The organism is Azorhizophilus paspali, assembly GCF_043587585.2.
Classification (GTDB): Bacteria; Pseudomonadota; Gammaproteobacteria; order Pseudomonadales; family Pseudomonadaceae; genus Azotobacter; species Azotobacter paspali.
Genome location: NZ_CP171449.1, coordinates 3,761,120 through 3,774,078, shown reverse-complemented (window position 1 = coordinate 3,774,078; position 12,959 = coordinate 3,761,120). Strand labels below are relative to the sequence as shown.

Below are 12,959 nucleotides of genomic sequence, written 5' to 3'. Positions count from 1 at the left end.
TCTAAGGCGCATGTCGCGAGCCGCGACCCGGACCCAGGTCAAACTTCGGGAAGGGACCGGCATGGCATGCCGGCCCGGCCGTGCTACGCCTCGCTCGGGAACTCGTGGCCCGGCGCCGGGCTGGAGTCCTCCAGAATCAATGGGCGGACGGTATGGGAGCGGATTCCACGCAGGGCGGTCGCAGGCTACCGGAAGCCGTTCGAGGCTATGCCGACCCGCTCACCGCGGAACAGGAGGGGCGGAATCTGCAGGGACTGCCGCAAAGCGTCAAGGTGCGAGAGCCGGCTGTGACCGGCTTCCCGCATGCGTTGCCGCTCGCTTAGACGGACGCCTGGCCGATCGCCTGGCCCATGCGCAGTTCTCCCAGGGGGGCGAGCCCGTCGCGCCAGCGCACCCGGTCCGCTCCGAACAGGAGGATGACCGTCGAGCCGAGTCTGAAGCGCCCGAGTTCCGCGCCCTTGTCCAGGCGGACCGGTGGATGCGCCGCCTCGTCGTAGCGCCAGCGCTTGACCTGGCGGGGTGGCGGGGTGACCACCCCGGCCCAGACCGTCTCGATGCTGGCGACGATCATGGCGCCGACCAACACCACGGCCATGGGGCCGCACTCGGTGTCGAACAGGCAGACCAGGCGCTCGTTGCGGGCGAACAGCTCGGGGACGTTCTCCGCGGTGAGGCGATTCACCGAGTACAGCTTGCCCGGCACATGGATCATCTCGCGCAGGGTGCCGGCCAGCGGCATGTGCACGCGGTGATAGTCCTTGGGCGACAGATAAACGGTGGCGAAGTTGCCGCCCTGGAAGGGCACGGCGCTGGCCGTGTCGCCGCCGAGCAGTTCCTGCACGCTGAAGCTGTGGCCCTTGGCTTGGAAGACACGGCCCTGCTTGATGCTCCCGAGCTGGCTGACGGCACCGTCGGCCGGGCTGAGAATGGCGCCGGGCGTCGGGTCGAGAGGGCGGGCGTCCGCCTTCAGGGCGCGGGTGAAGAAGGCGTTGAAGTGCTCGTAGGCGGTCGGCTCCTCGATCAGCGCCTGGCCCATGTCGACCTGGAAATGGCGGGCGAAGGTCTTGATCAAGCTGTTCTTGACCCAGGGAACGCGGCATTCGGCGAGCCGGCCGGCCGCGCGCGACAGCAGATGGTGGGGCAGCAGGTGCTGGCCGAGGAGGAACAGACGCTCTTTCATCGGGTTTCCTTAAAGCTCCACCGGCGTGTCCGGGTGGTTGCCCCATTCGCCCCAGGAACCGGCGTAGCCCTTGACCCGTGGGTAGCCGAGGGCCTTGGCGATCAAGTAGGTCAGGCCGGAGCGGTGATGGGTCTGGCAGTGGGTGACGATTTCCTTGTCCGGGGTGATGCCCAGCTCCTCCAGGCGTCCGGCGATATCGGTACGGATGCGCAGGGCGCGGCTCGGGTCCATGGCGGCGGTCCATTCGAAGTTGACCGCGCCGGGGATGTGCCCGCCCTTCGCGGCGAGCACCTTCTCGCCACGGTACTCTTGGGGCGAACGGGCGTCCCAGATGGCCAGGTCGGCGGCACCGAGCCGGCCCAGCAGGTAGTCGCGGCTAGCGGTCGGCTCGTCGTGCAGGCCGAGTGTGACGGAGCCGCCGGCCGGCGCCGGGAGTTCCCGGGACAGCGGCCGGTCCTCGGCCAGCCAGGCGGTGAGGCCGCCGTTCAGGTAGTGGTAGCGCTGCTGGCCGATGACGTCGAGCAGCCAGATGAAGCGCCCGGCCCAGCCACCGCCTTCGTCGTCGTAAACCACGTAGACCGCCTTCGGGCGGTGGCCGAGTTCGCCGAACAGGCTTTCCAGTTGTTCCCTGGGCGGCTGCAGGCCGGGCGCCGGTGGCTGGCCGAGCTGGGTACGCTTGGGGTCGACGAAACGCGCGCCGGGAATGTGTCCCTCGGCGTAGCGGGCGGCACTGGTCAAATCGACCAGGATCAGCTCGGGCGCCGACAGGCGAGCCTGCAGATCGGCCGGCTCGATGACCAGCGGCAGCGAAGCGAAATCGTCCATGGCATGGCTCCAGGCAGGGTTGGAGGAAGAATTGTAAGACAAAGGCGGTTTTCAGTATTCGGGCTCGGGCAGGCTGGCGAGGATATGCCGGTAGCTGGCCATGCGCTGCGGCTGGATGCGGCCTTCCTCAAGAGCTTTGAGCAGCGCGCAGCCGGGTTCGCGGTCATGCCTGCAGTCGCGGAAGCGGCAATGGCCGAGCAGGTCGCGAAACTCGATGAAGCCGGCTTCGACATCCGCGCGGCTGACGTGGCCGAGGCCGAACTCGCGGATGCCGGGCGAGTCGATCAGTTCGCCGCCGCCAGGAAAATGGAACAGCCGGGCGGTGGTGGTGGTGTGCATACCCTTGCCGGTCTGTTCCGAGAGGGCGCCGACGCGGGTGTCGACCCCGGGCAACAAACTGTTGACCAGCGACGACTTGCCCACCCCAGACTGGCCGACGAAGACGCTGACATGACCGTCCAGCGCCGCCTGCAGTTCCTGCATGCCGGCGCCCTGGCGGGCCGAGACCTCTAGCAGGGGATAGCCGAGACGCTTGTAGGTGGCGAGCAGGGCGTCGAGACCGGCGGCGTTCTCCTCGTTCACCAAGTCGGCCTTGTTCAGCAGCAGCAGCGGGTGGATACCGGCGTGCTCGGCGGCGACCAGATAACGGTCGATAAGGTTGGCATGAGGTTCGGGCAGCGGGGCGAAGACGATGACGATCTGGTCGACGTTGGCCGCCACCGGCTTGAGCTGGCCGCGCATGTCCGGCCGGCACAGCTCGCTGCGCCGCGGCAGTTGCGCGACGATCACGCCGCCGCCCTGGTTGCCGGCGCGCCAGACCACCCGGTCGCCGGTGACCAGCGCCGGTAGGTTGGCGCGCAGGTGGCAGCGGCAGACCTGACCGGTCCAGTCGCCATCGTCGGCCTCGACTTCCACCTGGACGCCGAAGTGGGCGATCACCAGGCCGGTCCGTTCCGGACCGAGGTCGCCGCCCTCCAGTTCCTCGATCAGGCGGGATTCGCGCTTGGCGGCGCGCGCGGCGCGCTCTTCCTGGATTTTTTCGATGCGCCAGCTCTGGCGGCGGGTCAGTTGGCGTCTGGCCATGGCTCGGGAGGTCGGGTGGCTGGGGCGGCGAGTTTAGCATGAGCCGGCCCTGCTAAACTGCGGCAAAGCCACGGAGTATAACCATGCAGAACCCGCAGAATCTGATCTGGATCGACCTGGAAATGACTGGTCTGAATCCGGAACGGGATGTCATCATCGAGATGGCGACCATCGTCACCGACAGCGAGCTGAACATCCTGGCCGAAGGACCGGTGATCGCCGTGCACCAGAGCGACGAGATCCTCGTCGGCATGGATGAGTGGAACACCCGCCAGCATGGCCGCTCCGGCCTGACCCAGCGGGTCCGCGATAGCCGCATCGATACCGCGACGGCCGAGGCGCAGACCCTGGCCTTCCTCGAACAGTGGGTACCCAGGGGCAAGTCGCCGATGTGCGGCAATAGCATCTGCCAGGATCGGCGTTTCCTCGCCCGCTACATGCGGGATCTGGAGGCCTGGTTCCACTACCGCCACGTGGACGTCTCGACCCTCAAGGAACTGGCTGGGCGCTGGGCGCCGCAGGTGCGCGACAGCTTCAAGAAGAGCGCCGCCCACCTGGCGCTGGACGACATCCGCGAATCCATCGCCGAACTGCGCCACTACCGCGAGCACTTCATCAGGTATTGAGCGGTCGAGGGACGGGTCAGTCCCGACCGTGCCGGCGTAGCGCCCAGAGCACGTGCTCGCGCACCAGCGCCGAGGGATGCTCGCGGCGCGCTTCGAGCGCCTCGAGCACCGGGATGGTCGAAGGGGCATTGCCCAGGCCGACCGCCAGGTTGCGCAGCCAGCGCTCGTAGCCGGCACGGCGCAGCGGCGAGCCCTCGCTGCGGGCGAGAAATTCGGCTTCGCTCCAGAGGAAAAGGGCGGCCAGCTCGGCGTTGTCCAGGCCATGGCGCGGCTGGAAGTCGCCTTCCTGCGTGGGGCGGGCGAAGCGGTTCCAGGGGCAGACCAGTTGGCAATCGTCGCAGCCGAATACCCGATTGCCGACTAGCGCCCGCAACTCCTCGGGGATCGAGCCCTTCAGCTCGATGGTCAGATAGGAGATGCAGCGCCGGGCGTCCAGCAGCCTGGGGCCGACGAAGGCGCCGGTCGGACACCTGTCCAGGCAGGCCGAGCAGCGCCCGCAGTGCTCGCCGGCATGGGGGGCGTCGGTTGGCAAGGGCAGGTCGACGTACAGCTCGCCGAGGAAGAACCAACTGCCGGCCTTCTTGTTGAGCAGTAGAGTGTTCTTGCCGATCCAGCCCAGCCCGGCCTGCTCGGCTAGGGCCTTTTCCAGCACCGGGGCGCTGTCGACGAAGGCGCGATGGCCGAATGGGCCGATTTCTCCCTGGATGCGTTCGGCCAGGTGTTGCAGGCGCTTGCGGATCAGCTTGTGGTAGTCGCGGCCGAGGGCGTAGCGGGACAGGTAGGCCTTTTCCGGTGCAGCGAGGCGTTCGGCCATCCGGGTATCGGCCGGCAGGTAGTCCATGCGCAGCGAGATCGCCCGCAAGGTACCGGGCACCAGTTCGGCCGGACGCGAACGCTTGTCGCCGTGGGCGGCCATGTAGTCCATCTCGCCCTGGTAGCCGGCCGCCAGCCAGCGCCGCAGGTGGGCTTCGTGCTGGCCGAGCTCGATGCCGGCGATGCCGACCTGCTGGAAGCCCAGCTTGCGGCCCCAGTCCTTGATCGACTGGGCGAGGCGGACGAGGTCGGGGGTGTTGGCGGACATGCTGAAGAAAACCTGTGTTAGATGCGATAATTCTGCCAGACCTCGGAGCCGATCGACGCATGCCAGACATCCAGGAAAATTTGCCGCTTCCCCTTTACAACGCCGCTCAGGTGCGCGAACTCGACGCACGCCTGATCGCCGCCGGCACCTCCGGCTTCGAACTGATGCGGCGTGCTGCCCATGCCGCTTGGCGGGCCCTGCGCCGGCGCTGGCCCGAGGCCGGCGCCGCGACGGTGTTCGCCGGGCGCGGCAACAATGCCGGCGACGGTTATCTGCTCGCCGCGCTGGCGCAGCGCGCCGGCTGGCGCGTGCGGGTACTGGCCGTGGGCGACCCGCAGCAGTTGCAGGGCGATGCGGCCCTGGCCCGGGACGAGGCTCGGCAGGCCGGGGTGGCGATCGAGCCCTGGAGCGAATGCGCGGCGCTGGACGGCGTGCTGGTCGACGCACTGCTCGGTACCGGTCTCGGCGGTTCGGTGCGCGAACCCTACGCCCAGGCGATCCGCCAGATCAACGCCAGCGGTCTGCCGGTGCTGGCGGTGGATATTCCCTCCGGGCTCAGCGCCGACACCGGTTGCGCGCTGGGCGTGGCGGTACGCGCCGGGCTGACGGTGACCTTCATCGGCCTCAAGCTGGGGCTGTTCACTGGCGAAGCGCCGGACCACGTCGGTGCCCTGGTGTTCGACGACCTGGCGGCCGATCCGTACATCGTCGCCGCGCAGCCGGTCAGCACCCGGCGGCTGGCGGTCGGCGGCGTGGCGTGTCTGGCGCCACGGCCGCGTACCGCGCACAAAGGGCATTTCGGCCATGTGCTGGTGGTCGGCGGCGACCTCGGTCTCGGCGGCGCGGCGCTGCTCAGCGCGGAGAGCGCTTTGCGCGCCGGCGCGGGACTGGTCAGCCTGGCGACCCGCGACGTGCACGTGCCGGCGGCGCTGGCGCGGCGGCCGGAGTTGATGAGCCGCGGCGTCGAGTCGGCCAATCAGGCATTGGCGCTGATGACCGGGGCCGACGTGCTGGTGGTCGGGCCGGGACTCGGACAGGAAGCCTGGGGACGCAGCCTGCTGTCGGCGGCGGCCGGCCTCGACCGGCCACAGGTGTGGGACGCCGATGCGCTGAACCTGCTCGCCGCCGGCGCGGTGGGCGCACCCGCGCGGGGCGTGCTGACCCCCCATCCCGGCGAAGCCGCGCGTCTGCTGGGCAGCGACATCGGCGCGGTGCAGGCCGACCGGCCAGCGGCGGCCGTCGCCCTGGCGCGGCGCCATGGCGCGGTGGTCGTTCTCAAGGGCGCCGGCAGTCTGGTGGCCGATCCGCAGGGACGTCTGGCGCTGTGCGACCACGGTCACCCTGCGATGGCCGGGGCGGGGTTCGGCGATGTTCTCGCCGGGCTGGTCGGCGCCCTGCTGGCCCAGGGGCTGGAGCCTTTCGAGGCGGCTTCGCTGGCGGTCTGGCTGCATGCCCGGGCGGGCGAGCGACTGGGCGCGCAGGGTCGCGGGCTGGCGGCGAGCGATCTGTTCCCGGCGATCCGCCAGTTGCTGGAGGAGCATTCGCCGTGCCTCCCGAACTGAGCCTCTTCGCCGCCGACGAGGCGGCCCAACTGGCCCTTGGCGAGCGCCTCGGCGCGCTCACCGGGGGGCGCGGGACCATCTTCCTTCATGGCGACCTCGGCGCCGGCAAGACCACCTTGTCGCGTGGCATCCTGCGCGGCCTGGGGCATGCCGGGGCGGTGAAGAGCCCGACCTTTACCCTGGTCGAGCCTTACCGGATCGGCGAGCGGCAGGCCTACCACTTCGACCTGTATCGCCTGGCCGATCCGGAAGAGCTTGAGTTTCTTGGCATTCGTGACTATTTCGAGGGCGATGCGCTGTGCTTGGTCGAGTGGCCGCAGCGTGGCTCGGGCTTTTTGCCGAAGCCGGACCTCGACATCACCATTACCCCGCAAGCGGGAGGCCGCACCTTGCGCCTGTCGCCCCATGGCGCACGGGGCGAGGCCTGGTGCACCTCTCTGGCTCAGGAGAACTAAAACATATGTGGGCTATTCCCATGCACGCCTGGACTAGCGTCGTCGGCCTGCTGCTCGCCTCCCTGGCCGTCGACGCCCTGGCCGCTGCGGAGGTACGTGGCGTGCGCCTGTGGCGGGCTCCGGACAACACCCGCCTGGTTTTCGATCTGAGCGGCCAGGTGCAGCACAGCGTCTTCACCCTGACCGCACCGCACCGGATCGTCATCGACTTCAGTGGCGCCCAGTTGAGCACCCAACTGGATAAGCTCGCCCTGGGCAACACCCCGATCAGCGGCCTGCGCGCGGCGCAGCGGACGCCGAACGACCTGCGCCTGGTTCTCGATCTGTCCGAGGCGGTGGTGCCCAAGAGCTTCACCCTCGCTCCCAATCAGCAGTATGGCCATCGTCTGGTGCTCGATCTCTACGATCAAAAGCCGAGCGTGGCGCCCGAGCTGCCGCCGACGCGCGTCGCAACCACCAAGCCGGTGCCCGTGCCAGTACCTGTGCCGGTTCCGGTGGTGACACCGACCAAGCCGGCGGCGAAGGCGACCACGCCACTGTCCAGGGGGCAGCGCGATATCGTGATCGCCATCGATGCCGGCCACGGCGGCGAGGACCCCGGCGCGATCGGCCCGCAGGGGGCGCAGGAAAAGCATGTCGTACTGGCCATCGCCCGCGAACTGCAGCGCCAGATCAACGCCGAGAAAGGCTTTCGCGCCGAACTGGTGCGTACCGGCGACTATTTCATCCCGCTGCGCCGGCGTACCGAGATCGCGCGCAAGAAGGGCGCCGACCTGTTCGTCTCCATCCATGCCGATGCCGCGCCGCGCTCGTCGGCCTTCGGTGCTTCGGTCTACGCCTTGTCCGATCGCGGCGCGACCTCGGAAACGGCACGCTGGCTGGCCGATAGCGAGAACCGCTCGGACCTGATCGGCGGCGCCGGCAGCGTCAGTCTGGAAGATAAGGACCGCATGCTCGCCGGCGTCCTGCTCGACCTGTCGATGACCGCTTCGCTGTCTTCCAGTCTGAACATCGGCCAGAAGGTATTGAGCAACATGGGGCGGATCACTCCGCTGCACAAGGAGCGGGTGGAGCAGGCCGGGTTCATGGTGCTGAAGTCGCCGGACATCCCGTCGATTCTGGTGGAGACCGGGTTCATCTCCAACCCCGGCGAGTCCGAGAAGCTGCAGACCCGCAATCACCAGCAGGCGCTGGCGCGCGCCATCCATGGCGGGGTGCGCCAATTTTTCCACCAGAGTCCGCCGCCGGGCACCTATATCGCCTGGCTGCGCGACTCCGGAAAGATCGCCCGCGGGCGGCAGGAGCATGTGGTCACCTCTGGCGAAACCCTGGCGCTAATCGCCGAGCGCTATCAGGTCGACATGGTGGCGCTGCGTCGAGCCAATAGCCTGAAGAACGACGACTTGAAGATCGGCCAGGTCCTCGACATCCCGGCCGCCACCCTGGCGGGGCGGCCATGAGCGGTCCGGCGCGCATCCAACTGCTGAGCCTGCGGCTGGCCAACCAGATTGCCGCCGGCGAAGTGGTCGAGCGGCCGGCCTCGGTGGCCAAGGAGCTTTTGGAGAACAGCCTGGACGCCGGCGCGCGGCGCGTCGACATCGAGGCGGAGCAGGGCGGCGTCAAGCTGTTGCGGGTGCGCGACGACGGCTGCGGCATCGCCGCCGACGACCTGCCGCTGGCCCTGGCCCGCCACGCCACCAGTAAGATCCGCGAACTGGAGGATCTCGAGCGGGTGGCGAGCCTGGGCTTTCGCGGCGAGGCGCTGGCCTCGATCGGTTCGGTGGCGCGCCTGACCCTGACTTCGCGTACCGCCGATGCCGAGCAAGCTTGGCAAGTGGAAACCGAGGGGCGCGACATGGAGGCGCGGGTGCAGCCGGCGGCCCACCCGGTCGGCACCTCTGTCGAGGTGCGCGACCTGTTCTTCAATACGCCGGCGCGGCGCAAGTTCCTGCGCGCGGAGAAGACCGAATTCGAGCACCTCCAGGAAGTCGTCAGGCGCCTGGCCCTGGCGCGCTTCGAGGTGGCCTTCCACCTGCGCCACAACGGTCGTAGCGCGCTGGCCTTGCACGAGGCCGGCGACGAGACGGCGCGGGCGCGGCGGGTGGCGGCGGTCTGCGGGCCGGCCTTCCTGGAGCAGGCGCTGCCCATCGAGGTCGAGCGGGCCGGCCTGCGCCTGTGGGGCTGGGTCGGCCTGCCGACCTTCTCGCGCAGCCAGGCCGATCTGCAGTATTTCTACGTCAACAGCCGCATGGTGCGCGACAAGCTGGTCGCCCACGCGGTGCGCCAGGCCTATCGCGACGTGCTGTTCAACGGTCGGCATCCGACCTTCGTGCTGTTCCTCGAGGTCGATCCGGCGGTGGTGGATGTCAACGTGCACCCGACCAAGCACGAGGTGCGTTTCCGCGACAGCCGCATGATCCACGACTTCCTCTACGGGACCCTGCATCGTGTCCTGGGCGAGGCGCGTCCCGAGGATCGTCTAGCGGCGCCTGCTGCCGTGGCGTTGCCGGCGCCAGCTTCCGGGGCCGCCGCTGGCGAGTTCCGTGGACAGGAGGAGATGCCGCTGTCCTCCACCCCGCCCACGCGCGAGCTTGCCAGGCCTGCGGCCTGGAAAGGCGCGGGTGCCGGCTATCAGGCTCCTTCGCCGCGCCCGGCGCGTTCCGCTGAGGCCGGCGGGGTGTATCGCGAGTTCTTCGCACCGCTGGCCGAGCCGCGGGCCGAACCTGCGACCCGAACGGGAGAGGAGGGCGGTACTCCGCCGGGCGATGCCTTGCTGGGCGATACTTCGCCGGGTGGCATTCCGCCGCTCGGCTATGCCCTGGCCCAGCTCAAAGGCATCTATATCCTCGCCGAGAATGCCCAGGGGCTGGTGCTGGTCGATATGCATGCGGCCCACGAGCGGATCACCTACGAGCGGCTGAAGACCGCGATGGCGAGCGAGGGGTTGCGCGGCCAGCCACTGCTGGTGCCGGAAGGCTTGGCCCTGAGCCAGCGCGAGGCGGATTGCGCCGAGGAGCATGCCGAGTGGTTCCAGCGGCTGGGATTCGAGTTGCAGCGCCTCGGACCGGAAACCCTGGCGATCCGCCAGACGCCGGCCCTGCTCCGGCAGGCCGAGGCAGGCCAACTGGTGCGCGACGTGCTGGCCGATCTCCTGGAGTACGGTAGCAGCGACCGCATCGAGGCCCATCTCAACGAACTACTAGCGACCATGGCCTGCCATGGCTCCGTGCGCGCCAACCGGCGCCTGACCCTGCCGGAGATGAACGCCCTGTTGCGCGATATGGAGAGCACCGAACGCAGCGGCCAGTGCAATCATGGGCGGCCGACCTGGACGCAATTGGGTATGGCCGACCTCGATAAACTGTTCTTGCGCGGCCGTTGACCGGGCGCGGCCGCTTGCGGCCCGTTGTCCAGCATCTGAAACTATGCCCTCTTTCGTGTTCGTGCCGAGCCCGCCGATGTCCCGCCTGCCTCCCGCCATCTTTCTCATGGGACCGACCGCTTCCGGCAAGACCGACCTGGCGCTGGAGCTAGCGCGGGTCCTGCCGTGCGAGCTGATCAGCGTCGACTCGGCGCTGGTCTACCGGGGCATGGACATCGGTACGGCCAAGCCCGCGAAGGCACTGCTGGCGGAGTTTCCCCACCGTCTCATCGATATCCGCGATCCGGCGGAAAGCTATTCCGCCGCCGAATTCCGCGACGATGCCCTGGCGGCCATGGCCGAGATCAGCGCCCGGGGGCGCATCCCTCTGCTGGTGGGCGGCACCATGCTGTACTACAAGGCCCTGTTGGAAGGGCTGGCGGACATGCCGAGCGCCGATCCGGCGCTGCGCGCGGAGCTGGAGGCGCGGGGCGCCGCGGAAGGCTGGGCGGCCTTGCACCAGGAACTGGCGACGGTCGATCCGGAGTCGGCGGCGCGTATCCATCCCAACGATCCCCAGCGTCTGGTGCGGGCTCTGGAGGTCTATCGGGTCAGCGGCCTGTCTATGACGGCCCACCGCTTGCGTCAGGTTGCGCAAAATCCTCTATCCGACAGGCCGGCTGGGGAGCATTTGCCTTATACTGTCGTCCATCTCGCAATTGCGCCGACGCAGCGGCAGATTCTGCACGAGCGGATCGCCCGGCGGTTCCGCCTGATGCTGGAGCAGGGCTTCGTCGACGAGGTCGAGCTTCTGTGGCGGCGCGGCGATCTGCATGCGAACTTGCCTTCCATGCGTGCGGTCGGCTATAGGCAGGTATGGGAACATCTGGATGGCCTACTGACACGGGAGCAGATGGTCGAGCGCGGCATCATCGCGACACGCCAACTGGCCAAGCGGCAGTTCACTTGGTTGCGTAACTGGACCGACCTTCACTGGTTGGACAGTCTGGGGGACGACAATCTACAACGCACCTTGAAATACCTGGAGACGGCCGCCATATTGGCCTGATTCCAGTTCTTGCTGCCGTTTCGGGTTTTCCAGAAGCGGTCCGCCATTTTTCTTCGATTTCTAAATCATCCCTGAAAGGAGAATTCCACATGTCAAAAGGGCATTCGCTACAAGACCCTTACCTTAATACCCTGCGTAAAGAGCGCGTTCCGGTTTCCATCTATCTGGTCAATGGCATCAAGCTGCAAGGCCAGATCGAGTCCTTCGACCAGTTCGTGATTTTGCTGAAGAACACTGTCAGCCAGATGGTCTACAAGCACGCGATTTCCACCGTGGTGCCGAGCCGTCCCGTGCGTCTGCCCACCGCGAGCGAGGGCGAGCAGCCCGAACCCGGCAACGCCTGAATAGGAGCCCACCTTGTTCTTTGAGCGCCCTGGTGGTGGTGAGCGAGCCATTCTGGTTCACCTGGAAGGTCAGGATCCCGAGGCGCGTGAGGACCCGCAGGAGTTCCAAGAGCTCGCCCGCTCGGCAGGCGCCGACGTGGTGGCGTTCGTCGGTGTGGCGCGCCACCAGCCGAGCGCCAAGTACCTGATCGGTACCGGCAAGGTCGGGGAACTGCACGATCTGGTCCGGACCGAGCAGGCCGAACTAGTCATTTTCAATCACGTCCTGACACCCAGCCAGGAGCGCAACCTGGAGCGCGCCTTCGAGTGCCGGGTGCTCGACCGCACTGGCCTGATCCTGGACATTTTCGCCCAACGCGCGCGTACCCACGAAGGCAAGTTGCAGGTCGAGCTGGCCCAACTGGAGCACATGAGCACGCGGCTGGTGCGTGGCTGGACCCACCTGGAGCGGCAGAAGGGCGGTATCGGTCTGCGCGGACCTGGGGAAACCCAGTTGGAAACCGACCGGCGCCTGCTGCGGATGCGTATCCGGCAGATTCGCCAGCGTCTGGAGAAGGTGCGCAGCCAGCGCGAGCAGGCGCGGCGCGGTCGCCGGCGCGCGGAGATTTCCCTGGTTTCCCTGGTCGGTTACACCAACGCCGGCAAGTCCACCCTGTTCAACGCCTTGACGGCTTCCGGGGTCTATGCGGCCAACCAGTTGTTCGCCACCCTCGATCCGACTTTGCGCCGGCTCGAGCTAGACGACCTGGGGGCGCTGGTGCTGGCCGATACCGTGGGCTTCATCCGCCATCTGCCGCACAAGCTGGTCGAGGCATTCCGCGCTACGCTGGAGGAGTCGAGCAATTCCGACCTACTGCTGCACGTGATCGATGCCCATGAGCCTGAGCGCATGGCGCAGATCGAGCAGGTCATGGCCGTGCTGGGAGAGATCGGCGCCGACCACCTGCCGATTCTCGAGGTCTACAACAAGCTGGATCTGCTCGAAGACATGGAGCCGCAGATTCAGCGCGATGTCGATGGCAAGCCGCTGCGGGTCTGGGTATCGGCCCGCGACGGGCGTGGGTTGGAGCTGTTGCGTCAGGCCATCGCCGAGCTGCTGGGAAATGATTTGTTCGTCGGAACCCTGCGCCTGCCGCAGGGGCTGGGACGTCTGCGCGCGCAGTTCTTCTCGCTCGGGGCGGTACGCAGCGAGACGCATGACGAGGAAGGGGGGAGTCTGCTGGCCGTGCGTTTGCCACGGATCGAACTTAATCGTCTGGTCAGTCGGGAAGGACTGCGGCCGGATGAGTTCATCGCGCAACATACTTTGCAATGAAAGCGCAGCCGGTGTTTTGCCGCCGGAAGCAGGCAATTGAGTAGCATGGGGCGGCGTG

The 12,959-nt window shown here is 67.8% G+C and carries 12 protein-coding genes; 8 read left to right on the top strand and 4 right to left on the bottom strand.

From position 1 onward, the window contains the following. Positions 1-319: 319 nt before the first annotated feature. Genes asd through rsgA form a run of 3 tightly spaced genes read right to left on the bottom strand, consistent with a single transcriptional unit; the run spans position 320 to position 3,088 of the window. Positions 320-1,180, bottom strand: a complete 861-nt coding sequence (gene asd, locus ACGI6K_RS18220; RefSeq protein ID WP_376949020.1) for an archaetidylserine decarboxylase — start codon at positions 1,178-1,180, stop codon at positions 320-322. A gap of 9 nt (positions 1,181-1,189) precedes the next feature. Next, positions 1,190-2,005 (bottom strand): rhodanese-like domain-containing protein, encoded by an 816-nt coding sequence (locus ACGI6K_RS18215; RefSeq protein ID WP_376949018.1) that lies wholly within the window; start codon positions 2,003-2,005, stop codon positions 1,190-1,192. 51 nt (positions 2,006-2,056) lie between these two features. Beyond that, on the bottom strand, positions 2,057-3,088 hold the full coding sequence (gene rsgA, locus ACGI6K_RS18210; protein ID WP_376949016.1) for a small ribosomal subunit biogenesis GTPase RsgA: 1,032 nt from the start codon (positions 3,086-3,088) through the stop codon (positions 2,057-2,059). 83 nt (positions 3,089-3,171) lie between these two features. Here rsgA and orn point away from each other — a divergent pair, with 83 nt between their 5' ends. Further along, positions 3,172-3,714, top strand: coding sequence for an oligoribonuclease (gene orn, locus ACGI6K_RS18205; RefSeq protein ID WP_376949014.1), 543 nt, complete (start codon positions 3,172-3,174; stop codon positions 3,712-3,714). Positions 3,715-3,730: 16 nt separating this feature from the next. On the opposite strand, the gene queG is transcribed toward orn, so the two are convergent. Beyond that, positions 3,731-4,795, bottom strand: coding sequence for a tRNA epoxyqueuosine(34) reductase QueG (gene queG / locus ACGI6K_RS18200; RefSeq protein ID WP_376949012.1), 1,065 nt, complete (start codon positions 4,793-4,795; stop codon positions 3,731-3,733). A gap of 59 nt (positions 4,796-4,854) precedes the next feature. On the opposite strand from queG, the gene ACGI6K_RS18195 reads away from it, so the two are divergent. From ACGI6K_RS18195 to hflX, 7 genes are all read left to right on the top strand, one after another. Continuing rightward, positions 4,855-6,357 carry an NAD(P)H-hydrate dehydratase gene (locus tag ACGI6K_RS18195; RefSeq protein WP_376949010.1) on the top strand — a complete coding sequence of 501 codons (1,503 nt, stop codon included), beginning with the start codon at positions 4,855-4,857 and terminating at the stop codon, positions 6,355-6,357. Then, positions 6,342-6,812 (top strand): tRNA (adenosine(37)-N6)-threonylcarbamoyltransferase complex ATPase subunit type 1 TsaE, encoded by a 471-nt coding sequence (gene tsaE, locus ACGI6K_RS18190; protein WP_376949008.1) that lies wholly within the window; start codon positions 6,342-6,344, stop codon positions 6,810-6,812. Before ACGI6K_RS18195 ends, tsaE begins: the two co-directional genes overlap by 16 nt. Before the next feature lie 20 nt (positions 6,813-6,832). Continuing rightward, entirely contained in the window at positions 6,833-8,272 is a 1,440-nt protein-coding gene (locus ACGI6K_RS18185; protein ID WP_376949154.1) for an N-acetylmuramoyl-L-alanine amidase, read from the top strand. After that, positions 8,269-10,194 carry a DNA mismatch repair endonuclease MutL gene (gene mutL, locus ACGI6K_RS18180; RefSeq protein ID WP_376949006.1) on the top strand — a complete coding sequence of 642 codons (1,926 nt, stop codon included), beginning with the start codon at positions 8,269-8,271 and terminating at the stop codon, positions 10,192-10,194. Before ACGI6K_RS18185 ends, mutL begins: the two co-directional genes overlap by 4 nt. Positions 10,195-10,270: 76 nt before the next feature. After that, positions 10,271-11,242: a tRNA (adenosine(37)-N6)-dimethylallyltransferase MiaA gene (miaA, locus tag ACGI6K_RS18175; protein ID WP_376949004.1), complete on the top strand. Its 972-nt coding sequence runs from the start codon at positions 10,271-10,273 to the stop codon at positions 11,240-11,242. An 89-nt stretch (positions 11,243-11,331) separates the two neighbouring features. Then, positions 11,332-11,586, top strand: coding sequence for an RNA chaperone Hfq (gene hfq / locus ACGI6K_RS18170; RefSeq protein WP_012699425.1), 255 nt, complete (start codon positions 11,332-11,334; stop codon positions 11,584-11,586). A gap of 13 nt (positions 11,587-11,599) precedes the next feature. After that, positions 11,600-12,901, top strand: a complete 1,302-nt coding sequence (gene hflX, locus ACGI6K_RS18165) for a ribosome rescue GTPase HflX (protein WP_376949002.1) — start codon at positions 11,600-11,602, stop codon at positions 12,899-12,901. Positions 12,902-12,959: the final 58 nt, after the last annotated feature.

Coding starts and splice junctions, on each gene's coding strand:
- ACGI6K_RS18185 (WP_376949154.1), top strand. CDS start 6,833: ATGCACGCCTGGACTAGCGTCGTCGGCCTGCTGCTCGCCTCCCTGGCC.
- queG (WP_376949012.1), bottom strand. CDS start 4,795: ATGTCCGCCAACACCCCCGACCTCGTCCGCCTCGCCCAGTCGATCAAG.
- orn (WP_376949014.1), top strand. CDS start 3,172: ATGCAGAACCCGCAGAATCTGATCTGGATCGACCTGGAAATGACTGGT.
- miaA (WP_376949004.1), top strand. CDS start 10,271: ATGTCCCGCCTGCCTCCCGCCATCTTTCTCATGGGACCGACCGCTTCC.
- hfq (WP_012699425.1), top strand. CDS start 11,332: ATGTCAAAAGGGCATTCGCTACAAGACCCTTACCTTAATACCCTGCGT.
- ACGI6K_RS18215 (WP_376949018.1), bottom strand. CDS start 2,005: ATGGACGATTTCGCTTCGCTGCCGCTGGTCATCGAGCCGGCCGATCTG.
- rsgA (WP_376949016.1), bottom strand. CDS start 3,088: ATGGCCAGACGCCAACTGACCCGCCGCCAGAGCTGGCGCATCGAAAAA.
- mutL (WP_376949006.1), top strand. CDS start 8,269: ATGAGCGGTCCGGCGCGCATCCAACTGCTGAGCCTGCGGCTGGCCAAC.
- asd (WP_376949020.1), bottom strand. CDS start 1,180: ATGAAAGAGCGTCTGTTCCTCCTCGGCCAGCACCTGCTGCCCCACCAT.
- ACGI6K_RS18195 (WP_376949010.1), top strand. CDS start 4,855: ATGCCAGACATCCAGGAAAATTTGCCGCTTCCCCTTTACAACGCCGCT.